This is a genomic window from Paenibacillus gyeongsangnamensis, assembly GCF_027533625.1.
Taxonomy (GTDB): domain Bacteria; phylum Bacillota; class Bacilli; order Paenibacillales; family NBRC-103111; genus Paenibacillus_G; species Paenibacillus_G gyeongsangnamensis.
Window position 1 is genome coordinate 154115 of the sequence record NZ_JAQAGZ010000009.1, and the last position, 22121, is coordinate 176235.

General features: G+C 50.5%; 28 protein-coding genes. 12 read left to right on the forward strand and 16 right to left on the reverse strand.

All coding sequences use genetic code 11. From position 1 onward, the window contains the following. Positions 1-412: 412 nt before the first annotated feature. The 5 genes from O9H85_RS15345 to ylbJ all read right to left on the reverse strand — a co-directional run bounded on the left by O9H85_RS15345 (position 413) and on the right by ylbJ (position 6367). Positions 413-1225: an NAD kinase gene (locus O9H85_RS15345; protein WP_269882306.1), complete on the reverse strand. Its 813-nt coding sequence runs from the start codon at positions 1223-1225 to the stop codon at positions 413-415. Between the two features lie 37 nt (positions 1226-1262). Then, positions 1263-1955 carry a PilZ domain-containing protein gene (locus O9H85_RS15350; protein WP_269882307.1) on the reverse strand — a complete coding sequence of 231 codons (693 nt, stop codon included), beginning with the start codon at positions 1953-1955 and terminating at the stop codon, positions 1263-1265. 184 nt (positions 1956-2139) lie between these two features. Then, the gene (locus O9H85_RS15355) at positions 2140-2298 is read right to left on the reverse strand and encodes a hypothetical protein (RefSeq protein ID WP_269882308.1); all 159 of its coding nucleotides are present in this window, start codon (positions 2296-2298) and stop codon (positions 2140-2142) included. A 196-nt stretch (positions 2299-2494) separates the two neighbouring features. Continuing rightward, entirely contained in the window at positions 2495-5056 is a 2562-nt protein-coding gene (gene glgP / locus O9H85_RS15360; protein ID WP_269882309.1) for an alpha-glucan family phosphorylase, read from the reverse strand. Positions 5057-5110: 54 nt separating this feature from the next. Further along, positions 5111-6367 (reverse strand): sporulation integral membrane protein YlbJ, encoded by a 1257-nt coding sequence (gene ylbJ / locus O9H85_RS15365; protein WP_269882310.1) that lies wholly within the window; start codon positions 6365-6367, stop codon positions 5111-5113. Between the two features lie 395 nt (positions 6368-6762). On the opposite strand from ylbJ, the gene O9H85_RS15370 reads away from it, so the two are divergent. Both O9H85_RS15370 and O9H85_RS15375 read left to right on the forward strand, forming a co-directional pair. Next, positions 6763-7146, forward strand: a complete 384-nt coding sequence (locus tag O9H85_RS15370; RefSeq protein ID WP_269882311.1) for a globin domain-containing protein — start codon at positions 6763-6765, stop codon at positions 7144-7146. A gap of 12 nt (positions 7147-7158) precedes the next feature. Continuing rightward, positions 7159-7863 carry a DUF2225 domain-containing protein gene (locus tag O9H85_RS15375; protein ID WP_269882312.1) on the forward strand — a complete coding sequence of 235 codons (705 nt, stop codon included), beginning with the start codon at positions 7159-7161 and terminating at the stop codon, positions 7861-7863. Positions 7864-7981: 118 nt separating this feature from the next. Here the strand turns inward: O9H85_RS15375 and O9H85_RS15380 are convergent, their stop codons facing one another. Together O9H85_RS15380 and O9H85_RS15385 are read right to left on the reverse strand one after the other, a co-directional pair. Then, the gene (locus O9H85_RS15380) at positions 7982-8227 is read right to left on the reverse strand and encodes a hypothetical protein (protein ID WP_269882313.1); all 246 of its coding nucleotides are present in this window, start codon (positions 8225-8227) and stop codon (positions 7982-7984) included. A 12-nt stretch (positions 8228-8239) separates the two neighbouring features. Then, positions 8240-8428, reverse strand: coding sequence for a YycC family protein (locus O9H85_RS15385; RefSeq protein ID WP_269882314.1), 189 nt, complete (start codon positions 8426-8428; stop codon positions 8240-8242). 165 nt (positions 8429-8593) lie between these two features. Here O9H85_RS15385 and O9H85_RS15390 point away from each other — a divergent pair, with 165 nt between their 5' ends. Further along, the gene (locus O9H85_RS15390) at positions 8594-10384 is read left to right on the forward strand and encodes a M3 family oligoendopeptidase (RefSeq protein WP_269882315.1); all 1791 of its coding nucleotides are present in this window, start codon (positions 8594-8596) and stop codon (positions 10382-10384) included. A 66-nt stretch (positions 10385-10450) separates the two neighbouring features. On the opposite strand, the gene O9H85_RS15395 is transcribed toward O9H85_RS15390, so the two are convergent. Further along, positions 10451-11710, reverse strand: a complete 1260-nt coding sequence (locus O9H85_RS15395) for a methyl-accepting chemotaxis protein (RefSeq protein WP_269882316.1) — start codon at positions 11708-11710, stop codon at positions 10451-10453. Positions 11711-11931: 221 nt separating this feature from the next. Between O9H85_RS15395 and O9H85_RS15400 the strand changes: the two genes are divergently transcribed. Both O9H85_RS15400 and O9H85_RS15405 read left to right on the forward strand, forming a co-directional pair. Continuing rightward, positions 11932-12114 (forward strand): hypothetical protein, encoded by a 183-nt coding sequence (locus tag O9H85_RS15400; protein ID WP_269882317.1) that lies wholly within the window; start codon positions 11932-11934, stop codon positions 12112-12114. Positions 12115-12305: 191 nt separating this feature from the next. After that, on the forward strand, positions 12306-12686 hold the full coding sequence (locus tag O9H85_RS15405; protein WP_269882318.1) for an O-methyltransferase: 381 nt from the start codon (positions 12306-12308) through the stop codon (positions 12684-12686). 523 nt (positions 12687-13209) lie between these two features. Here the strand turns inward: O9H85_RS15405 and O9H85_RS15410 are convergent. Beyond that, positions 13210-13824, reverse strand: a complete 615-nt coding sequence (locus O9H85_RS15410) for an ATP-dependent DNA ligase (RefSeq protein ID WP_269882319.1) — start codon at positions 13822-13824, stop codon at positions 13210-13212. A 189-nt stretch (positions 13825-14013) separates the two neighbouring features. On the opposite strand from O9H85_RS15410, the gene O9H85_RS15415 reads away from it, so the two are divergent. Both O9H85_RS15415 and O9H85_RS15420 read left to right on the forward strand, forming a co-directional pair. Beyond that, on the forward strand, positions 14014-14442 hold the full coding sequence (locus O9H85_RS15415; protein ID WP_269882320.1) for a MarR family winged helix-turn-helix transcriptional regulator: 429 nt from the start codon (positions 14014-14016) through the stop codon (positions 14440-14442). A gap of 130 nt (positions 14443-14572) precedes the next feature. Beyond that, positions 14573-15121 (forward strand): hypothetical protein, encoded by a 549-nt coding sequence (locus tag O9H85_RS15420; RefSeq protein WP_269882321.1) that lies wholly within the window; start codon positions 14573-14575, stop codon positions 15119-15121. A gap of 57 nt (positions 15122-15178) precedes the next feature. Here O9H85_RS15420 and O9H85_RS15425 read toward each other — a convergent pair whose 3' ends face one another. Continuing rightward, positions 15179-15406 (reverse strand): helix-turn-helix domain-containing protein, encoded by a 228-nt coding sequence (locus O9H85_RS15425; RefSeq protein ID WP_269882322.1) that lies wholly within the window; start codon positions 15404-15406, stop codon positions 15179-15181. Between the two features lie 271 nt (positions 15407-15677). On the opposite strand from O9H85_RS15425, the gene O9H85_RS15430 reads away from it, so the two are divergent. From O9H85_RS15430 to O9H85_RS15440, 3 genes are read left to right on the forward strand one after another with little or no spacing between them, the layout of a single operon-like run. Continuing rightward, complete coding sequence (locus O9H85_RS15430) at positions 15678-16025, forward strand: hypothetical protein (RefSeq protein WP_269882323.1); 348 nt, start codon at positions 15678-15680, stop codon at positions 16023-16025. A 14-nt stretch (positions 16026-16039) separates the two neighbouring features. Then, positions 16040-16402: a hypothetical protein gene (locus tag O9H85_RS15435; protein WP_269882324.1), complete on the forward strand. Its 363-nt coding sequence runs from the start codon at positions 16040-16042 to the stop codon at positions 16400-16402. Then, a complete protein-coding gene (locus O9H85_RS15440; protein ID WP_269882325.1) occupies positions 16390-16647 on the forward strand; it encodes a hypothetical protein in 258 nt (85 codons plus the stop codon). Before O9H85_RS15435 ends, O9H85_RS15440 begins: the two co-directional genes overlap by 13 nt. A 193-nt stretch (positions 16648-16840) precedes the next feature. On the opposite strand, the gene O9H85_RS15445 is transcribed toward O9H85_RS15440, so the two are convergent. From O9H85_RS15445 to O9H85_RS15470, 6 genes are all read right to left on the reverse strand, one after another. After that, a complete protein-coding gene (locus O9H85_RS15445) occupies positions 16841-17128 on the reverse strand; it encodes a YolD-like family protein (RefSeq protein WP_269882326.1) in 288 nt (95 codons plus the stop codon). Between the two features lie 50 nt (positions 17129-17178). Then, positions 17179-17382, reverse strand: a complete 204-nt coding sequence (locus tag O9H85_RS15450; RefSeq protein WP_269882327.1) for a hypothetical protein — start codon at positions 17380-17382, stop codon at positions 17179-17181. A 313-nt stretch (positions 17383-17695) separates the two neighbouring features. Beyond that, on the reverse strand, positions 17696-17899 hold the full coding sequence (locus tag O9H85_RS15455; RefSeq protein WP_269882328.1) for a cold-inducible protein YdjO-related protein: 204 nt from the start codon (positions 17897-17899) through the stop codon (positions 17696-17698). A 600-nt stretch (positions 17900-18499) separates the two neighbouring features. Further along, entirely contained in the window at positions 18500-19012 is a 513-nt protein-coding gene (locus tag O9H85_RS15460; protein WP_269882329.1) for a hypothetical protein, read from the reverse strand. A gap of 681 nt (positions 19013-19693) precedes the next feature. Beyond that, a complete protein-coding gene (locus O9H85_RS15465; protein ID WP_269882330.1) occupies positions 19694-19939 on the reverse strand; it encodes a hypothetical protein in 246 nt (81 codons plus the stop codon). 206 nt (positions 19940-20145) lie between these two features. Further along, the gene (locus O9H85_RS15470) at positions 20146-20373 is read right to left on the reverse strand and encodes an alpha/beta-type small acid-soluble spore protein (RefSeq protein WP_269882331.1); all 228 of its coding nucleotides are present in this window, start codon (positions 20371-20373) and stop codon (positions 20146-20148) included. Positions 20374-20479: 106 nt separating this feature from the next. On the opposite strand from O9H85_RS15470, the gene O9H85_RS15475 reads away from it, so the two are divergent. Together O9H85_RS15475 and O9H85_RS15480 are read left to right on the forward strand one after the other, a co-directional pair. Then, the gene (locus O9H85_RS15475) at positions 20480-20962 is read left to right on the forward strand and encodes a hypothetical protein (protein ID WP_269882332.1); all 483 of its coding nucleotides are present in this window, start codon (positions 20480-20482) and stop codon (positions 20960-20962) included. Between the two features lie 83 nt (positions 20963-21045). Then, the gene (locus tag O9H85_RS15480; RefSeq protein WP_269882333.1) at positions 21046-22005 is read left to right on the forward strand and encodes an acetylxylan esterase; all 960 of its coding nucleotides are present in this window, start codon (positions 21046-21048) and stop codon (positions 22003-22005) included. The last annotated feature ends 116 nt before the right edge of the window (positions 22006-22121 follow it).

Sequence of the window (22121 nt, forward strand, 5' to 3'; positions counted from 1 at the left end):
ATTAGCGAATCTAGGTTCGCTCGAATGACACTAAAGTTCACTAACAGCTGGGAAAAGGGACCAACAGCTTCGTTAGTGAACCTAGATTCATTACAAAGTGAGCCTAGGTTCATTATCGAAACATGGTGCACTGCAAAACAAGCCGTAGTGGACTTGGTTACTCTACTAGTGAATCTAGGTTCGCTCGAATGACGCTATCGTTCAATAACGGCTGGGAAAAGAGAGCAACAGCTTCGTTAGTGAACCCGGATTCACAACAAGTGAACCCAGGTTCATTAACGAAGCCAGGCAAGCTGTAAAACAAGCCGTAGTGAACTTGGCTGCTCTACTAGCGAATCTTGGTTCGCTCGAATGACACTAAAGTTCACTAACAGCTGGGAAAAGTTGGTGAACCTGACTTCACTACAAAGGCTCAGCCCATGTCATACCCGATGAACGCCTCGCGGACGCGGCTCCAGAACGGGAACGGACGGAAGCGGGCGAACTTCACCTTTTTGCCGGCGGCGACCAGGCTGCGGATTGAGATAATGTCATTGCGCTGCATATACAAATGATCGAGCGATAGCATGATGTTCTGCTGCGCACGCGGATAAATGTCGCAATGGTGATGCTTCGGCAGCAGGATCGGCGAGCCGAGCGTCCGGAAGACGCGGTTGTTGATCGATGCGATCTCCGCAATTTGAATGGCATCGAGCGATGGATGGACGATGGCGCCGCCCAAGCTCTTGTTGTAGGCGGTGCTGCCGGATGGCGTCGAGATGCAGATGCCGTCGCCCCGGAACGTCTCAAGCAGCTCGTCGTTGATATGCAGCTGCGCCACCAGCGTCGCATCCACGCCCTTGAGCGTGAATTCATTGAGTGCAAGCTCCGTTTCGATCCCTTGAGGGGTCGTAATCTGAATCTCTACCAGCGGGTATTTCACCACGCGGAGATCGTTCTGCTGAGCGCTTTCGCCCATGAGCTGCGCCAGCAGCTCCACTTCGTCCGGCTTCCAATCGGCAAAGAAACCGAGCCGGCCCGTATGGATGCCGACGAAAGCGGTCGTTTCCAGAAAGTCCTTATAACGGTGAAACGCATGCAGCAGCGTCCCGTCCCCGCCGATGGACAGCACGATGTCCGGAGCATCCTCGTCCAGCATCAAGCCTTGCTTTTGTATGAGCGTATGAAACGTATTCATTAATCCGATCGATATTTCATCGCCGCGGTGCACCACATTGTATTTCAAACGGTTGTCCTCCTCGTCTTAGACGCGCTCATGGCTTTCATGGCTTCTCCTGCTTCTCATGAAAGGCTTGGCAAAACTCGTCAATTCCCTTCACAACGCTTTCCGGCGGATGATCAAATCGTACGGCGACCCGGTACGCATCGCTGCCGAAGAGCTCGACCCGGATGACCTCGCCGTAAACCGTGATTTTATGCTCCACGCCGGGAAGCACGAAGGAGATCTCCAGAAACAGCGGACACAAAATGCGTGTGGACGATAAAAAGGAGATGCCCCCGGCCGATACATCCAGCATTTGTCCCGAGAACACGATGCCCTGGTGAGTCGTAGGTCCCCTCACCCCGACAATCCGGCAGGTGACCGGCGTGCGGGTAGGCGGACAGACGCGGCTGTAGCGCCGATGCTGCTTCATGCTGAGCGCCTTGGGAGCGGTCAGCTTCAGGGTGCAGACATTCCGTTTCGCTTCCAGCTGCAGCAAATCGATGAGAGCATAATACAGCATACCCTGCTCTTTGAAGGAAAATTCAACAAAATGAACGTGATGCAGCTTCTCGAGCGGATGAATGGAAGGATACTCCATCGACAGCGTGAGCTCCTGAAGATCAGCCTTCTCGATCCGGAAGGAGTCCTCATAGCAAAAAGGCTGCCCCTCCTTCGTCTCTCCGATGAAAATGAGGCTGCAGCGGTTATGCGGAGCTACGCTCCCTTGGGTTAGTGCTTGTTCCCATTCCATTACGCATCACCATGTTTGTACGTTATCGCTGACAGGAAGCATCAGGTGCCTTCATCATATCATGATTGCGTTCACGGGACAAAGGGGAAAATGCCGAAAGCCTGCGCCTCGGCAGGACCGAAAGGGCAGGAGCCTTCGAGCTAGAAGGAAAAACGGGCGAGCCCGGGGGGACGATAGCATCTGTTTATCCGGCATCGAATGGGGGACGTTCGGCCTCCTCCAACGGACCGGGGGAGCGAATAATGAGACATACGGCCGTCAGCACGAACAACAGCCACAGCGCCATGCAGCCTTCCTGAAACGAGGGTAGAAGCATCATAGCAATCAACGAATCGATCGGCATCGCCAAGAATCCTTTCTTGTGAGACGGGACGAAAGGTTTTCGTCCTGATGATCTTAGCTTAACTTGAGATTCTGAAGCCGATCGGAAGAAAAAATTAAAGAAAACCTGAAGAAACAGCTCAAGTAACGAGCGAAGGGAGGCCATGCCCCAATTAAAAAGGCCGGCCAGTACCGCTGGCCGGCCTCACGTGTTCTTTTTACCAGGTAGTAACCAAGGGAAGCTCGAAGCGGCGCGCAAAGTTCGCGCTCACCGGATGGACGCGCAGACTGAAGTACGATCCGTGCTTCAAATGTGCCGGAACGGCAGTACGGTACACTACCGTGTTATCGTCCAGATGCCTCAAGGGCTCCATCTCCACAATGACCTGATGCCAGCCTTCCTCCTGCTCCTTATAATAGATCAGCTCCACGGCGACATCCTTGAACCATACCGGACCGAACCGGACCGTGGCGTTCACTTCCTTCAGCGCCTCGCCTGCGCTTCCCGTGCTCCGGGCGCCGTTATCGTTCACTTCGGTGATCTTCACCCGGTGCCAGTTGTCCAGAATAAAGCGCTTGTAATCGGCAACCTTCGTCGCTTCCTCGTAGTTGTTCGCCACAAACTTCTGGGTCCGTTTCAGCGACGGCACGTAAGCGGCGTTGACGTAATCCATGACCATCCGGTCCGTATTAAACAGCGGCGCGAGCGTTTGAATGGACCGCTTCATGCGGGCCACCCACTGACTTGGCAGGGCGCCTTGATTATAATAAACCGGTACGATTTCCTGCTCCAGCACCCGATAAATGGATTCGGTGTTTTCCCGTTCCTGTGACTCCCAGTCAGCCTCGTTGCGCCCTTCGATCGCCCAGCCGTTGCTGCCGTCGTAGCCTTCCTCCCACCAGCCGTCGAGCACACTGAAGTTGATAACGCCGTTCAAGGCCGCCTTCTGGCCGCTCGTGCCGCTTGCCTCATAGGGCCGGCGGGGGTTGTTCAGCCAGACGTCGACGCCTTGGACGAGGCAGCGCGCAAGATTCATGTCGTAATTTTCCAGAAGCACGATCTTGCCGCGGAACCGGTCCTGCTGAGATACCCTGTAAATCTCGCGGATAAGCTCCTGTCCGGGCTGATCGGCGGGATGAGCCTTGCCGGCGAAAATAAACTGAACGGGACGGTTCGGATCGTTGATGAGCCGGTCAAGCCGCGATAAATCGCTGAAGATCAGATTCGCCCGCTTGTACGTAGCAAACCGTCTGGCGAAGCCGATCGTTAACTTCTTCGGATCCAAATAATCGCGGACCTCCTCGATCCGTTCCGCAGGCAGGCTGTTGCGGCGCCGCTGCTCGCGGAGGTTGGCGCGGGCGATTTTGACCATCCGCTCCTTCAGCTCCATATGCACCGACCAGAGCGACTCGGCGGGGATGAGGCCGATCGATTTCCAGGCGTCGGCATTCGCCTGATTCGACTTCCACGTGCCGGGGAGGAAGCGGCTGTAGAGCTCTTTCAGCTCCGGCGCCAGCCAGGTGGGCAGATGGACGCCGTTCGTCACATGTCCGATCGGCACTTCCTGCACGTCGATGCCCCCGTGAAACTCGCGGAACATATCCCGCGACACCTGCCCGTGCAGCTTGCTGACACCGTTGCGGATCGCCGCCGTGTTCAGCGCGAGGTAGGTCATATTGAACAACTGCTTGCGCACGTCCAGGCCGAGCCGCAGAAAATCCTGCTTATGCTGGCTATAGGACGTGACCAGGCCGCTGAAATAATACTCGAGCATCTGCAGCGGGAACGCGTCGTGGCCGGCCGGCACCGGCGTATGCGTGGTGAAGACCGTGCTCGAGCGGATCACCTCCAGGGCGACATGGAAGCGGAGCCCTTTATCCAGCTGCTCGCGGATGCGCTCCAGCGTCAGGAAGGCGGCGTGCCCTTCATTGATATGATAGGCTCCCGTAGCTAAGCCCAGCGCACGGAGGACGCGTACGCCGCCGACGCCGAGCAGCACCTCCTGAGCGATGCGCGTATCCTGGTTGCCCCCATACAGCTGGGCGGTCAGTTCCCGGTCCCATTGGCTGTTCGTTTCAAGATCGGCATCGAGCAGATACACCGGGATACGCCCCACCTGGACCTGCCAAACCTTGACCTGCACCTGCCGGTCCGCGAGCGGTACGTCGACGAACAGCTCCCGAGGCTCGGCTGGCTCGCCATCTCCGGAAGGCGGCGGGATCAAATAAGCCGGAAAGATCGGCAGCTTGGCGAAATCGTAGGATAAGGCTTCGGCGCGCTGGCTGCCGTGCTCGTCGATTTTTTGCGTGAAATAGCCCCGTTTATATAACAATCCGACCCCGACAAGGGGCAGTCCCAAATCGCTCGCGGATTTGCAATGATCCCCCGCCAACACGCCTAGTCCTCCCGAGTAGATGGGCAGCGATTCGTGAAAGCCGAATTCCGCGGAGAAATAAGCGATGACGTTGCCGGTATGCTGCGGGTAGTTCCGCTCGAACCAGGACGGTTCCTTCCGGTAAGCTTCCCAGCTCGAGAGAACCTCCTCGTAATGACGGAGAAAATCCTCATCCTGCGCCAAATCTTGCAGCCGGTCAGGTTCGGCTTCCGTAAGCAGGCGAACGGGATTGTGCTGAACCTGATCCCAGCGCTTCGGATCGATCCGGGCAAAGAGCGCAAGAGCGCTCTCGTTCCAGCTGTACCACAGGTTGCAGGAGAGCTCCGCCAATCGCCCGATCGCTGGGGGAAGCGCGATTTGTTTAGGATTGAACATGGTATGCATATCTTCACCTCTATGATTCCTTAAGATAACGAACCGGTAACTCCTTGTAGTATCTTATGAACGAATAGCCTTCATACATCTTTTACCTGCCAGGAAAAGGATAGTTATGAGCAGCAGCAACCCTGTCATAGCGGAGAAGGTCCAGCCTGCGGCCGGAAGCGTGTAGTGCAGCAGCGTGGACAGCGGACGATTCATATCGGGCAGCGGAATAAGCGGCGCCAGCGAGCTTTGGACCGGGGCCAACGGCTCCCACAAGACGAACACCAGCAGCGCTCCCAGTAATGCATGAAGGAATCGCGCCGCGGCGAAGGGCCAATACCGGAGGCTGGTGTGATGAAGCAGGCTGACAACCTGCGCATGCACGGATAAACCGCCCCAGGAGAGCACCCAAGCGGCGATCGCCGTCTTGAACAGGAGCGAGGCGCCTTCGGCCCCTCCAGCCGCTTTCGCACCGAGCGTCACCTCGAAGAAGCCGGTCGCCACCGCCTGCGAAAGAGAAGCGGGTATTCCGAAAAAGTTTAATACCGCATCTATGGATATGTAAAAGAACGCCATGATATGTGCGGAAGCGAGCACTTCCATAACGACGGCGAAAAAAACGACGAGTCCTCCGACCATGAACACGAGCTGCAGTCCCGAGCCGACGGCCTGCTGCAGCATCGTTCCGAGCGCTCTCCCGTCCTTCAGCCGGGCGGCATGCATGGACTCGAACGCCCGCTTCCAGATGCCAGAGCCCTCAGCCTTATCGGCAGGGTGAGCCGGCACGAGGTCCTTCTTTCCCTTATTACCCGGAGAGCGAACCCCGTGAAACCGCATTAGGAGGCCTATGAGGACGGCCGATCCGTAATGGGCCGCTCCGAGCACCACCGCCAGGGCGGGGTTATGGAAGAAGCCGACCGATACCGCCCCGATGAGGAAGATGGGGTCGGAGGAGGTCGTGAAGGCTACGAGCCGTTCGCCTTCCTCGCGATTCACGAGCCCTTGATCCCATAGCTGGGAGGTGAGACGGGCCCCGATCGGGTAGCCGGAAGCGAAGCCCATCGCCATGACGAAGCCGCCGATGCCGGGAATGCGAAACAGCGGACGCATGAGCGGATCCAGCAGCGTGCCGAAGAAATGAACGAGTCCGACGCCGAGCATCATCTCGGAGATGACAAAGAACGGGAATAAGGCGGGGAACAGCACGTCCCACCAGATCGATACCCCTTTGAGCGAGGCTCTCAGCGCTTCGGCCGGAAATACCAGGATCAGCACCGCAATGGCAAGTGCCGGCAGGGCGGCGGCCAGGGCGGGAGATATGTTTTTTCGCATGATACCTCTTCCTCTCCTCTGAAAAAAGCCTGTCAATCTGATATATGAACGGGGGCGTCCGGACATGTCCGTCTTTGCTTCAAAATAGGTTCAAAAATCAGAATGGGGGCGTGCAAATCTGCTGTGAACTTCACCGGAATTATGGTACAATAGTACCAATATGAGAATGGGAGTGATCCGCGATGATGGGTATAATTGCCGGGATTCTCGTATGCGCCTTTGTTTACGTGATTAGGGAAACGCTAATGACGGGCGAGGAAGATTTGGAAAGTTGACTTATCGTTGATGGGACACGGTTCCGTTTGATTTCAAAAGACGATGCTAACGCTGCAGGCATTAGCATCTTTTTTCTGTTAGCATCATGCTGCAAATATGCCAAAGAGGAGGAATGTTCATTGTCAGACAATCGGCAACATCAGACGATTTATGAAGCGCTTGGGGGAACGGCCGGTATTCGCAGGGTGGTGGAAGCCTTCTATCCCAAGGTTCAGGAGCACCCGCTGCTGGGTCCCCTATTTCCCGAAGACATTACGCCCGTAATGGATAAGCAGGAGCTGTTCTTAACCCAATTCTTCGGAGGCCCGCCGCTGTATTCGGATCAGTATGGCCACCCGATGATGCGGGCCCGCCATATGCCGTTTCCGATTACGCCGGAACGGGCGGATGCCTGGCTTGGCTGCATGAGCCTCGCCCTGGACGAGACCGTCGAGGACGAGGCTCTGCGCAGAGCCGTGCTGGAGCGGCTGAAAGCGCCGGCTTACCATTTTATCAACAGTTAAGGAAGTGTCTTCGTGAGTGAAGTCGAACCGCTTTATCAGGTCAAAGCAGCATGCCCTCAATGCGATTCGGAGTACAAGACGTCCCGGGTGCGCCCAAGCTTCAAGAAAGCGGCTCGGACGGATACTGATTTCTGCATTCATTATAAAGAGATCAATCCGGATTATTACGTCGTGAGAGTATGTCCGTTCTGCGGCTTCGCGAGCACCGAGAATTCGCTTGAGCGGCTGACGTCTCTCCAGAAGAAAGCATTCCAGGAGAAAGTAACGGCTCGCTGGGGCTATCGGGATTTAGGAGGGGAACGCAGCTGGGACGATGCGCTGTATACCTACAAGCTCGGCCTCTTATGCTGCCAGACGGTGGGCGAGAAGGGGCGGGTCACGGCGGGGCTGCTGCATCATATCGCCTGGCTCTACCGTTATAAGGGGAACGAGGAGCAGGAGCTGCGGTTTCTGGAATATGCGCTGGACGAATATACCCGCACCTTCGAAACCGAAGGCGGAGAGCTGAACAACGCCAGGCTGATGTATTTGCTCGGCGAGCTCAGCCGGCGATTGAAGCGGTACCAGCCGGCCGTGAAATGGTTCGCGCGGGTCATCAATGACAAGCGGATCATGGACGCGGCCATGATTCGCGCCTGCCGGGAGCAATGGACGGCGGCGCGCGAGGACATGCTGGCGGACCAAGTCGAGCTCGAAGAAGAAATTCAGGAGATGTAAAGCCGCCTATGCAAAATAACGCTTAAAGCCCGGACCGCCCCTGCGGAGGCGACCGGTCTTTAAGCGTTATTTGTCTGTTCGGGGCTTTGCAGCTCTCGATTACCGCCGGGATATCTCCCTAGGCATTGCCGTACCGTCGAAGCGGCCGGTTCGCGCGTACGTAATCCCCGTCCGCCTCCACCAGCGTCAGCTTGTTCCTGCAGCAGGGAAGAACGAGCAGCTTCTTGACGCCTTCGCGCAAGCTCTGCAGATCCTGCGGCTTGAGAGGGAGAAGTACATTCACGGCGCTGCACACGGGGCAGCTGGAGAAATAAATGTCTCTGCCGAACTGCTCATAAGGCCAAGTGTTCTCAAAAGGAATCATCTGGCATACTTCCTATTCGGCATCGGGCTTGTCCGTCTTGGACGGAGCCTCGGCAGTAGTTTCCCCGGACTGCGCTTTGGCCAGCTCGGCGAGCTTCTGGAGCAGAATGTGCTGCGGCATATGCATCAGGTTCTCCAATGGAACGTTTAATTGTTTGGCCAGCTTTATCGCGGTTTCCGGTGATATTTGAAGCGGTCTCATTGGTGGGACACCTCGCCTCTCCATGATTTATAACTTTCATTTAATCATGTCCTCAGACCAAATTCAACATAAGAATGCGTTCATGCCGGTCCATTTGGGCATTGGTTAAAAATGTGATTTAATGGTATTGTAGTCCATTCATTCGAAAAAGGAAGGGTGTTAGGTATGAAGCATCCATTGCCGCAAACTTGGAATTTGGATCGTTTTTTTGCGGGCGGCAGCAGCTCCCCGGCATTCGCGGAATTCCTGGGAGAAATTGGTATGGAGCTGAAGTCCGTAAGTGCCGCCCTGGATGCGCTTGCCGTTCCGTCATCCGCGGATTCGGCTGATCCTTTGCTTCGCGTGCTTGAGCAGCTGCAGCAAGCCGTATTAAAGCTGCGGGAAGCGGATTCGTTCACCGCCTGCCTCGCGGCCGAGAACCAGAGCGACAAGCGCGCCGTCCAGCTGGCCGGACAGGTGAAGACGCTCTATGCGGATTACGCCTCGGCGCTGACCCGGTTCGACGATGTGCTTCTTCGCACTCCGGACGAGGTGTGGGCGCAGCTGAAGGAGCTGCCGCAGGTCAAGGAGATCGCTTATCCGCTCGAGGAGCGCAGGTCGCTGGCATCGGAGAAGCTGCCTCCGGAGCAGGAAGCGCTGGTCAACGACCTGGCCGTAGACGGGTATCACGGCTGGGGGGAGCTGTATAATACGACGGTAAGCAAGTTCCGGGTGACCTTCGAGGAGGACGGGAAGCAGCTGGAGCTGTCCGCAGGGCAGGCGGCCAACAAGATGCACAGCCCCGACCGCTCGGTGCGCCGCCGTTTGTTCGAGAGCTGGGAGGCGCAGTGGAGGGAGCACGCCGACTACTGCGCGGATGCGCTCAATCATCTCGGCGGCTTCCGGCTCAAGCTGTATGAACGTCGGGGTTGGGATTCCATCCATAAGGAGCCGCTGCAGATCAACCGGATGTCCAAGGAAACGCTGGACGCCATGTGGGGCGTCATCGAACGCGGCAAGGACATCTTCGTTCGGTACTTGGAGCGCAAAGCGAAGCTGCTCGGCGTTGATCGGCTGAGCTGGTACGACGTCGAGGCCCCCGTCGGCTCCGGCAGCAAGCATTATACCTATGACGAGGGTGCCCGGCTGATCGTCGATCAGTTCCGGCGGTTCAGTCCGAAGATGGCCGATTTCGCGGAGCTGGCGTTCGAGCGTTCCTGGATCGAAGCCGAAGACCGCCCCGGCAAGCGTCCCGGCGGCTTCTGTACCTCCTTCCCGGTGGCGGAAGAAACGCGGATCTTCATGACCTATGCCGGTACTGCTTCCAACGTATCCACTCTGGCACATGAGCTGGGACACGGCTATCACCAGCATGTGATGAACGATGTGCCGGCATTTGCTCAGGAATATGCCATGAACGTGGCGGAGACGGCCTCCACCTTCGCGGAGATGATCGTAGCCGACGCGGCGCTGAAGAGCGCTTCCTCCGACGAAGAGCGGCTTACTCTGCTGGAGGATAAGATTCAGCGCTCCGTTGCGTTCTATATGAACATTCATGCCAGATTTATATTCGAAACGGCCTTCTATGACGAGCGCTGCAAAGGACTTGTCAGCACCGAGCGTCTTAGCGAGCTGATGGTGGCGGCCCAGAAGGAAGCGTTCCGGGATAGTCTGGCGGAATATCACCCCCACTTCTGGGCGTCGAAGCTGCATTTCTACATAACCGAGGTGCCGTTCTACAACTTCCCTTATACATTCGGCTACATGTTCAGTACGGGGCTGTACGCGGACGCGCTTCGCCGCGGCGAGGCCTTCGAGGATCAATATATCGCTCTGCTTCGGGATACCGGCAGCATGACGGTGGAGGCTTTGGCGGAAAAGCATCTGGGCATCGACCTTAGAAAGCCTGATTTCTGGCAGCAAGCGCTCGATTTAAGCGCTGCAGACGTCCAGCAGTTTCTAGAGCTGACGCAGTAAGATAGAAGGAAGGGCTCCATTGCCGCGATTCGCCGGCAATGGAGCCCTTCTTATTTTGTCTCTTTATTAGAGCTTGAAGATGCTCATCGTCTGTTGCAGCTTGGACACGAGCTTGGTCATTTCTTCCGACTGGCTGACAATCGCCTGTACGGAAGAAATCTGATCCTTCATGGAAGCGGACACCTGCTGCGTGCCGGCTGCGGATTGCTGCGTGATGGCCGAGATGTTCTCCATCGTGCCGGAAATTTGCTGGGCGCTGGTCAGCATATGCTCGCTGCTGTTTGCGAAATCGGAGATTTGCTCCGAGATGAATTTAACGCTGCTGACAATGTCGGCGAAAATATGCTCCGTCTCTTCGATGAGTCGGGTCTGTTCCTGTACGATCTTCTCGTTCTCTTTCATGGAAGCGAGGGCTTGGCGAATGCCTTCCTCGATGGTTCGGACCAGATTAAAGACCTCCTTGGTCGAGGTGGTGGATTCCTCCGCCAGCTTCCGGACCTCCTGGGCTACGACGGCAAACCCCTTGCCGTGCTCTCCGGCGCGGGCGGCTTCAATCGAAGCGTTCAGAGACAGTAAATTCGTCTGCTCGGCAATGTCCGAGATGGAGCGGGTGATATGGGAAATGCCTTCCGTCTGCTGGGCGAGCAGATGGATCGTCTGGGATACGTTCGCGGTCGCCTCCACGTTCTTGCGCATCCCGGCGCTCTGCGTTTCGACGGATTGAAGCCCCTGCTCTACCAAGGAAAGCATCTGGCCGGAGCGGGCGTTCATTTCTCTCGTAGAGTCGGTATAGGTAGAGACTTTATTCTCGATATCTTTGGTCGCCATCGAAATGCCGATAATTTCCTCGGAAATTTGATTGGCCCCTGCCGCCAGCTCCCCGGAGGCTGCGGCCACTTCCTCCAGCACGGCCTTCAGCCGTTCGTTCTTCTCGTAAATATCGCGGCTGGACTCGAAAACGTGCTTCGATGCGCTGCCCGTATCGCTCAGCAGCTCGCGAAGCTTGTCGATCATGCGGTTGAAGGATTGCGCCAATTCGCCGAGCGCATCGTTCGATTGAATAGTCACCTTCTGGGAGAAATCCCCTTTGGAGATGCCCAGCGCCAAACGGGAAATGTCCGTGATCGGTTCTGTAAGCGCTCTCTCAAGCCAGGCGATGAAAGGAAAGCTTAGCCCGATAAGTACTAGGAGCAGAATGATACTGGCGATGAGGTTTAAGGTGGACTGCAGACTGACGAAGAGCAGGGCTGCTGAAAAAACGGCGACGATCGTATAGCAGCCGATTTGGAGCTTCCTTTTGAACGATTGACCTTGGAACCAGTTCATGAGAATGTCCCCTTCAAGTAGAAGTAGTAAAATTATCCTGATTTCGACAGAAACCTATGGGTAATTATACCATCCCCGCTTATTTTAGGTCTATAGGAATCGTGACGTACAGGTCCATTATACTAGAACTTTTTACGCTGTCGGCTCCAAGTCCTTTTCGGTATAATCAGATTAACAAAAAGGGATGGGCCGCATGAGGCCTGGGACGGAGGCGACCTTTGTTGGAGCTTGAATTTTGCAATCACTGCAGGAAAGTATATATTGTGGAAGAAACGCATTCCGTGGTATGCGGCGAATGTATGGAAACGGCTGCCGCAGCATCCGAAGTGGGCCCGGATGCCTCGCTGCTGAAGAGAGGGGCTGCCGTAATGGCCGCCGCTGGAGCGGAATCGGCGGTAGTCTAAGGGGATAATCAAGGTGACAAAAGCGGCTTCGGCCGTCTTTTGTCTTTTTATTTTGTGCATAATGGTAAATAATTAGTAAATTTATCCTCAAAAATGTAAATATATGTTGATTATTGGAAACCTTCTTCTTATAATAGTACTGAATACCCAGTAATGAATAATATTACCAATTTTACTAAAAAGGAGGGCCTATGACTTTCGAACTCTCATTAGCGAGACAACTGGATTTGGTGTTCAAGGCGTTAAAGGAGGAGCTGACACACCTGACATCAGGTACTGTTTTCGTTCAAATCCGCAATAATGCGGTAGGCAAGTTCGGCATCCGCCATTTTCCGCTGGAAAGCAAAGGGGCTCAAATTCAAAAGATGGACAAAGGACTCACGGAGACGGAGCAGCATTCGTTCCGCCAAACCGCACTCGAGTCGCTAAAGATGAAGCGCTGGACGCACGGCGAAATCCAGTTCGAGTTCGCCATGCGACAAGACAAGCTTTGCACAAGCGTAACCTTCGAATCGAATTACAACATGGCTAATCTTTTGTCGGAATCTACAGGACGTTTAAGATTAGACTGAAAAGCAATTATTCCATTCCTATCTTAAGATCAACAAACCTTCGCTTAAGCGTTCGCTATAGCGAAGGTTTTTTTAACGCTATAGAAAGTTTAAGTTCGCTGAAGCGCTAAAGCGGACTGCAACTTTCTATACCAAGAAAAATTACCTCTAAAAACGGTCTGGCTGCTTTGAAAGACTCCGATAAGGAGTTTTTCTTATTGTGGCTGCTTCCCCGGCTCACCTTGCCATCTGCCACGGAACTTCATAATAGAAAACAATATTGCCCATAGTAGACTATATTTATACATTAAGAAACCGAAGCTGCTGAATCGAACACAAATTCAACAAAGCTTGGCGTTCGCAATAAACCAGATCGGGTCAAGCATTGATATTTAACGCGGCAGCGGATAAGCGGTTCAAGGTAATACCAATTCTGATTCTCCGACCTCACCAGTTGCCTAGCGATCTGAAAAAAGGCTTGTCGCGCCTCAGCTGGCACAAATTCACAAACTCCCGCATGACTTCCATCCGGCAGCTGCAGGGCTCAACCAAACTCCTTCTTCCGGATCCCAGCAATCGCCACCGTAGCGTATTGATAGTTCTTTACCTTCAGCCAATTCGGCGACCGATAATCCAGCTGATATCGGCTGCCTTTCTTCTTGCTGACGATCCCTTCGAGGCCGAGCTGCTTGACGGATTCAAAAAGCGCACTGCCGTCTTGATGGGACTGCACGGCGGATATAAGCTCAGAGCTCTTCACAAGCCCCTGGAGCCTTTCTAGGCGCTTCTCAAGAGGTTCGGTCAATACACTTTGGTTGCCGGCACAGAGGACGTCAAACGCGGCAAAATGAACCGTTTGTTTTGGGTTCCGGCGCCTAGTTTGAAACCGGCTCATAACCGCTTCAAAATCGGGCTTACCATCGTCACCAAGCGCGATCATCTCGCCGTCCAAGATCATTCCCGAAGGCAGGTTAACACCCGCAAATTCCGGGAACTGAGTCGTGCAATCATTCTGGTGACGGGTGAACAGCTTTACTTTACCAGCATCGGCATGCAAAAGGCAGCGGAAGCCGTCGTATTTGAGTTGATGAATATATTCCCCGGCTGGTGGTAAATCAGATTTATGTAATAGCATGGGCTTAAGTGGTGTAAACAGCACTATCGATCACCTCTGGTTCTATCGTAGCATCCGAGGTGTTGGATGTTGATATGGAAAAGATGGTAATTCACTCAGCCAAGGACGAGAAACCCGCTCCAGAAAAGTTAGAAGATAACTTTATGACTGAGTAATTCAAGGAATTTAATATCAGTTATAGAAAAATAAGAAGTATGGAGGTGTTAATGAAGAATGAATGCACATCAGCAAAGGATTCTTTATGAATTAAAAAGGTTCGACCGATCAATGAGCCCACATTCTGAACATTTTAAAATGGATATCACCACCTTATCCCTTGAGCTTGAAAAATTGGAAAGACAGGGTCTAGTTGAACTTGAAAAGACTGGGCGAGATCGGATTCGAAAAGCAAAGATTACTGACAAAGGAAAAGAAGCATTAGAGGCTACAATTCTAAATCAATCAGATGTTTCCATACTAGACCAAGTCAAGGAACTTAAAGAAATCGTTGATACTCTTCAACAGGCAATGGATGAATTAAATAAAAATAAGCCAAAGGAACAGGACATTGTTGATAAGCTAAATAAGTACTTAACTGTAGCGAATGGTATACCGAATTTAATAAAAACCGTTATCGAATTGTACGGCAAGGTTCAACATTAGTGATGTAGTCTACAACCCCTCCGATTGTTCTTGAGGGGTTTTGCATTTACTGTGCACGGAATGGCGACTATCTGGCCAAAGGTTTAGGATATTATTGAGTGCAGATATTCTAGAATTTGAGGAGGAACTTGTGTTTAACCCATACGATTATTACATTACACCCGAAGAATACGAAGAAGCGGCACGAAACGGCATCAATCGTAACACTCTTGACGCAAGGATTCGAAGATATGCCTGGGTAAAACAAAGAGCAGTTACGGAACCAGTTCAAGTTCAAAAGGATCGCACGGAAATAAAGAAGCTTATGAAGGCTCATGGTATTTCCTATGAAAATTTCAAAAATCGCACTATCTCTCTTGGGTGGGATGATCACTCTGCGGCAACTGTTCCACTTCAGAATTTGAAAGGGAGGCAGGAACACATACGCCGGGTAATCGAACTAAATCGTAGATATCCTCGTGAGATGATGGAACTAGCGGAGAGTAATGGCATTTCAAGCTGTCTATTCCGGGTGCAGTCCGGAAATTTGGATGGAGCCCTATTTTTGCTGCTACCTTGCCAAAAGCACGTACCGATAGGGAAAAGGCATTTAGGGCATCTCTGCTGTACTGTTATTATAAGGAACTCTATTGTTGGCTGTTCAAAGCAGGTATTATTAATCTGCAGATTGGTGGGATAACTGTAACTGGTTCGATAAAAATATCCAAATAATTGATAATTAAAAAGACGGCGGCCGTTATTGGCTACCGTCTTTTTCGTTTTCATATTCAATGAGTTCCGATAGTGCGACTCCGAGAGCATTGCATACTTGAATTAACGTCCCCAGCTTAACCGACTCCAAATCCTCATCATGCCATAACTTATTAAGTGCATTCCTGCTTAACCCCGTAATTGACATTAAATCACTAATATTGTTAATTCTCCGCTCGGCCATTATAAGACGCAATTTATTTTTGATCGGCATTTTGATTCCCTCCATCTATAACCTTAAACTAACAACATTTTAATTCCCAAGGCGAATATATGCAATAAATTATTAAATAATTACTTAGTTATTTTACAATATTAACTCTATAGAGTTAATATATAATCATAAAAGGTTAAAAAATATTCGGTAGAAGGTGATAAAATGCAGATGTGTGGCGTTATCATTCGTGGCCGTGCTTATGTCAAGCTAGCAGGAACCTTTTATCCATTGACCATGATCGCTGCTAAACAAAGGGAGGCGAAAAAAATTGATTCCTAAAATCACCGTCATTTACATCGAAGAAAATGGATATCAGGAAGAGTACAACGGATATCTAACCGATTCGCAACATGCAATGTATGTTGAACCAAAATATGGAGAATTGTACTTGACACATGTTATGCCTACCAATCAATCGAATGTCTACAAAATTGATTCCGGCTTTTTGATCTTGGGGTCTGTGGAGGAAGGGCAAGAAGAGACGGTAATTAATTCCCTTATGGAAGTATTAAGGTCAAGATCTGCGTACGACTTCCTCACAAGCGTTATGTTAAATGTTGAGGAAGTAATTGAATTTGATGATCTGATCATACCCGGACTACTTAAAGCCAATTAAGGGAGATGGGATTCATGGCCGAATTCTGGAAGAGAATCTTTCGCCTTAGAGAAAAAACTGCAGCTGAATTATTGGCCGAAAAATATTTTGATGAGATTGGCAACAATAGCCCGTATAGATTAGCTCAACATTTAGATGTGGGATACTCTTACACTAAGCTAGGGAACCTTGTTGGTCTGTATACATCCGACCCTCTTAATCCTGATCATCAGCACATTTACATTAACCTGGACATCGATCACGAAGAACAAGCTGAGGTTGTCTCTGAGCTTATGTATCATCACCTCGAGCAAAAAGGGATTGAACGAAGCCTAACCAAAAGGGAAGTTGATAAAGCTGCGAGGCAAAGGAGGAAGGGTACGCTATGGTGGATCTGAAAGTTATTGAAAGAGAAAACGGTATGGTTGAGGTGCAGAGGAATGACGGTGAAGTCATGGTTATTAAAAAAGAAATATACGAACTGGTAAATGATTTAATCGCTCAATTTGAGAAAACAGATCATCAAACTTTAACAGCTGCTATCCACTATTGGTCATCCGATCATAATGATCGAAATTCCAAGATTTTACACGATGCAGCAGTAATGTATTTGGACAATTACAGTACTGCTGTATCCATTTGAAAACAAACAAAGGGGCAGGATATAATTCCTGCTCCTTTTGCTTTAGGTCGAGTGGCTCGAAACCTTCGGGCAAACTTCCAGTATCCCGGCTCGTTCCCGGCCCGTTTTAACTTCGAGCTCATGAACGGACGGCATCCGGCTACGGCCGGCAGAGAAGTTTGCAATGATGAGTAGTAGCAATTTCCGTTCAATATCAAAACTCAACTCCTACGATATCCTTGAAATCGATCACTTTCCAATCGTGGTTAAGCTTGATCTTAACGAGATACTGATGAGGATCGAGACCGGTGATTACGCCCGTATAATGACTGTTCTCGTACTCGCCAAAGACCGTAACCATGACCTCTAAATGCTCCTTCATCGACATTCGCAGCTTACCGAACATTTCCTGTTGCTCTTCCTCTGTCAACTCTGGCCGCGGCTGCTTTCTAAGGCTGATACTCTGTTCGATTAGAGCCTGCTTGTGCTCAGGTAGCATCATGCGAGATCCTTCCCAGACTAGGTTTCCACCTGGCGTTAATTTGTTGTTCTTCATGCTGTTCTTCTTACCGACTGTACGGCCAGAATATTTTTAGACTGAAATATCCGCGGCGCATGCCGTTCAAGGCAGAAAGCTTTGACGACCCCGTCGTAGATGGCCCTTACTTCGATCCGCCGCTGGGTGATCCGGTTGTCACGGTCAAGGTAAATGATCTCGACGATACGACCAGTATACTTCTGAAGGGACTTTTCCATATTACTTCCTCCAATAAGAACTATTGTTCTTATATTATATACAGAACATTCGTTCCTTGTGCAAGAGGGAATAAAAAGAAAAAGCCCCCGCCATGTCGATGGAGAGCGACTGCGGGGCAATGTTTGATTGGTCAATTTTATTATGGAATAAGTACATTAGCATAGCATTAAATGAACATCACTAATTCATTAAATTGCCGCGTTTAAACGTACTCGAATCGAACTATAACCCACTTTGGTTTGGATTCGATCACTCATTAACAAGAGAAAGAGATCGGCCAAATCACCACCGACCCCTCCTCAAATCACACTCTTAATAATAACTACCTCTAAAGCTATTTGTTAGGACAGGAAGCATTCTGATGGTACGAACCATCTCTGATTTACAAAAAATGCAAATCGGAGCTGTTTCAAAAGAAAAATCTTCTCTTATCCAACCCAAGCAGTTTTCTTTATTGCATATCCAAACTGATGTTTCAACCTCTTGAACCGGCTCCTTGTCCTTAGAAAATCTCAAATTAAAACCTCCTTTGAATTGGCAACTTTAAATGTCTATGCCAATTTAACCCGTCGTATTATTTTCTTTATTTGAAGAGTTTATTTTGGAGTTAAGGTGACTAATTCGACACTCCAAAAATAAAAGGGTTTGCTGAAGCAAGGAGCTAAAAAGCTACCCCTCAAATTTGATAGCCCTTTGAGGTTGCTTCCTCAAAGGGCTATTGCCAGACAAGATAGCTTGACCACATTTTTGACCACGATAATAAAATTCTGTGGTCAATACAGTGGAAGCAATGTACAAAAATCGATTATATAGCGGACTCACAGGACTATAAAAAACTCAAAAAACGCATTAAGAAGTTTGAATCGAACTACAACATGGCCAATCTTCTGTCGGAATCTACTGGACGTTTAAGATTAGACTGAAAAGCAATTATTCCATTCCTATCTTAAGATCAACAAACCTTCGCTTAAGCGTTCGCTATAGCGAAGGTTTTTTAACGCTATAGAAAGTTTAAGTTCGCTGAAGCGCTAAAGCGGACTGCAACTTTCTATACCAAGAAAAGCTACCTCTAAAAACGGTCTGGCTGCTTTGAAGGACTCCGATAAGGAGTTTTTCTTATTGCGGCTGCTTCCCTGGCTCACCTTGCCATCTGCCACGAAATCGGTAATACAAGATCATCCAAAGGCTTTGCACTAACAAATATACCAGAAATGAATACCAAAATTTGTAACCGTTTGTATAGTGAAAAATGCCCAATATTGCAGCTACCCCTTCCATACCCATACCAATCAAAGACCATATTAGTATGTAAATTGGAATAAACGATGGTTTAACTCGGAAATGTTCATAAGCATAAAAAAACAAATAACTGAACGGTCCGTACATCCAGTAAGAAACAAAATCCATGACCTCAAAAAGAGATACATCATTTACATCATAAAAACTAACGGGTTGAACACTAAGCGTGTGGTCGAAAAAGAAACCGGTAAAAACTCCGCACAGAAAAAAAACGGTTGCAATCTGTTTTGGAAACCGTTTGGGCAATAAATACACAACGATAATCCCAATGGATAAACCGATAATAACAGACCATTCATTTCCGTTAAATTGATTGTCGTAAACAATCATTCCAAATTCACTTCTTTCGGATCTGCACGTTTAATCCACCACACCATAACTCTTGAGAAAGCTACATAAGTACTAAACATGATCACGGTATATCCTGCGTTCCAGTTCGTTGTTGTAATAATCCCCAGCCATTCAATTAATTTCTGAATTAAGATAAAGGATAACACCATCATCGCTACAATAATCCATTTCAAGTATTTCCAAGAATATAACAGCACATTGGACGAAATTAAAAGCACTGTAGGAATCATAATGATCCTTAATACTAGATCTGAAAATGACTTCTCTATATCGTTGCTTACCTGAATATACTGAAGATTCAAATGGAAAATTGTAAAAATACTTAATTCGAAAATAATATTGGTAAAATAAAGGAATACCATCTCCAATTCGGAGAGCTTCTTGGGTATAAGTGTTAAGATGATAATTACCGACCATGAAAGAAGTACACTTATTCCAAGAGACATTGTGAATGGCACCTCACTCTAAGAGTTCAGAATACTTCAGTTACTTTGCTTTTTCTTTTAACCAACCTAGTTTCAATTTCCTAATAAAAATGAACCGGGTGTTCTTCCCTTGTGGTTCAAATGCGGCTCTATAAATTTCATCTTGCCATATTTGGTATACGTAAAGGACAACTGAAAGTGAAAGAGTAACGAAAAAATATTGCTAAGTCCGAATTCACCAAAACGTTCCGACCGCAAAAATGCCATAAGCAAAGCTGACATCTATCATATATCCCCAGGGGACAATGTATTTATGAATCGTCCACCAATCGTATTGATAGGCAACCTGAAAAAGGATGGTCATGAGAAAAGAAGAAAAGATCGTTACAGGCATATAACGCTTGATCGTTTGTTTATTCGCCAGACCCAATGTTATCCAAGGCAGAAAAAGAAGCAGGTAAAGCAGCATTTGAATACCCACGATAAAGACAACTCCAATTTTTCTAATGTGGAAAAGCAATACTATCTTGATCTTATTTCCAGATTTTATACTTCGCATGAGAAAAATTACAACACAGAGAGAACGGTAAAACGAGCGTATTTACCGGCTCGGCCGGTTCCGGTATAATATAAAAAACAAAAAAGCGGCCCTGAGGGAGCCGCCCGGTAAGTATTCGAGGTGCCGCATTATCTAGCGAATTTGCCGGCCAGTTGCTGTTCGGCGATTTGAACGAGACGACGAGTGATGTGGCCACCGATTGCTCCGGTATCACGGGTTGCCATGAAGCCGAAGTAACCGTCTTGAGGAATCTGGATGCCAAGTTCTTGCGCAACTTCATACTTCATTTGGTCCAGAGCCTGGGAAGCTTGAGGCACGACCAAAACGTTGCTGCTGCGGGATTGTCCTGCTGCCATCGATATCACCTCCTGTTCATTAGGTAGTATGTGCCAAAGCAAATTTTATACGCGGAGCAATAATTGGTAAATAATGGCCAAGTGCTTCCGGAAGGAGGAAGGCCGGATGTTTAAGCTGCAATATGAGCATTTATCGCTCGAGCCCGATCTGCAGATCGTCCATGCGGATGTGACGCTGGAGATCGATGGGGAAACAATTATTGAGGAGCCGCTGTGCATCGACGTGGGACTTCCGGCGCTGCTGCTCAGCGCTGTGGAGGACGTGGAGCCTGCGCGCTGGTCCGACCCGGCAGAATGGAACAAGATGCCGTTCGTTTGCTGCGGATGCGGGGATCCGGAATGCCGCGCGTTTTCTTTTATCGTCCGGCATTCGGGCCTAGGTGAAATGGAGCTGCTGGAAATTGAAGAGAAGCCGAGCGGTTCCCCGCGCGTGCTGGGCAGCTATACGGTAAGCGAGTCGGAATACAAGGCGCAGGTGATCGCGATCGGCGAGGCATTTCTTCGGTTTGTGGACGGGCTCGACTATCGGCCTTATTACAGCGAGACGGTGCGGACCGTTCGGGAACTGATGGATCGGCTGCAAAATTAACCCGCGACAACTCAGGCGAACCGTCGTATAATGTGAGAAATTCGTTCCTATAGAAGGAACGTCGAAAGGAAGAGATGCGACCCATGCCATTAGTCGATAAACCATTGGAGGAATTGTTACGGTATGAGGGACGCAATCCGCGTCCCGATGATTTCGATGCTTACTGGGACCGAGCCATTGCCGAGATGAGAGCGGTCGACCCCCAGGTGGAGCTGGTGAAGGCGGATCTGGATCTGCCTTTTGCCGAGTGCTATCATCTCTATTTCACGGGTGTAAGGGGAGCCCGTATTCATGCCAAGTACATCAAGCCGAAGCAGGGGGCCGGCCCCCATCCGGCAGTCGTTCAGTTTCATGGGTACACGGGCCATTCCGGGGACTGGGCGGACAAGCTGGGCTATGCCGCTCTCGGATACTCCTTGTTCTCCATGGATTGCCGGGGGCAAGGCGGCTTGTCCGAGGATACCGGAGGCGTTCGCGGAACGACGCATCACGGGCATATTATCCGCGGCTTGAACGATCACCCGGATCAGCTGCTGTTCCGGCATATCTTTCTAGACACGGCCCAGCTGGCAGGTATTGCGATGAGCATGCCCGAGGTCGACCCGGAACGCGTAGGGGCGTTCGGGGGGTCCCAGGGAGGAGCGCTGACGATCGCTTGCGCTGCCCTCGAGCCCAGGATTAAGCGGCTGGCGCCGGTCTTTCCTTTTCTTAGCGATTACCGCCGCGTATGGGAGATGGATCTTGCGGAGAACGCTTATGCGGAGCTGCGGACGTTCTTCCGCCATTTTGACCCGCAGCATCGGCGGGAGGATGAGATTTTCACGAAGCTGGGTTATATCGACATCCAGTTTCTGGCGGAGCGGATTCAGGGCGAAGTGATGATGGGCGTAGGTCTGATGGACAAGGTATGCCCGCCGTCGACGCAGTTCGCCGCCTACAACAAGATCACCGCGCCGAAGTCGCTTGAAATTTACCCGGATTTCGGACATGAGAACTTGCCTGGATTTTCGGACAAGACGATGAAATTTATGCAGGGGTTGTAATCGCCCTGCAGCCTGCCCGTACGGATGTACGGGCTATTTTTGTTGATAAGAATTCATAAGTTTTCATAACTTATGGCTTCGCATCAACCTTGATAAACGCGCGAAAATGGATTCAT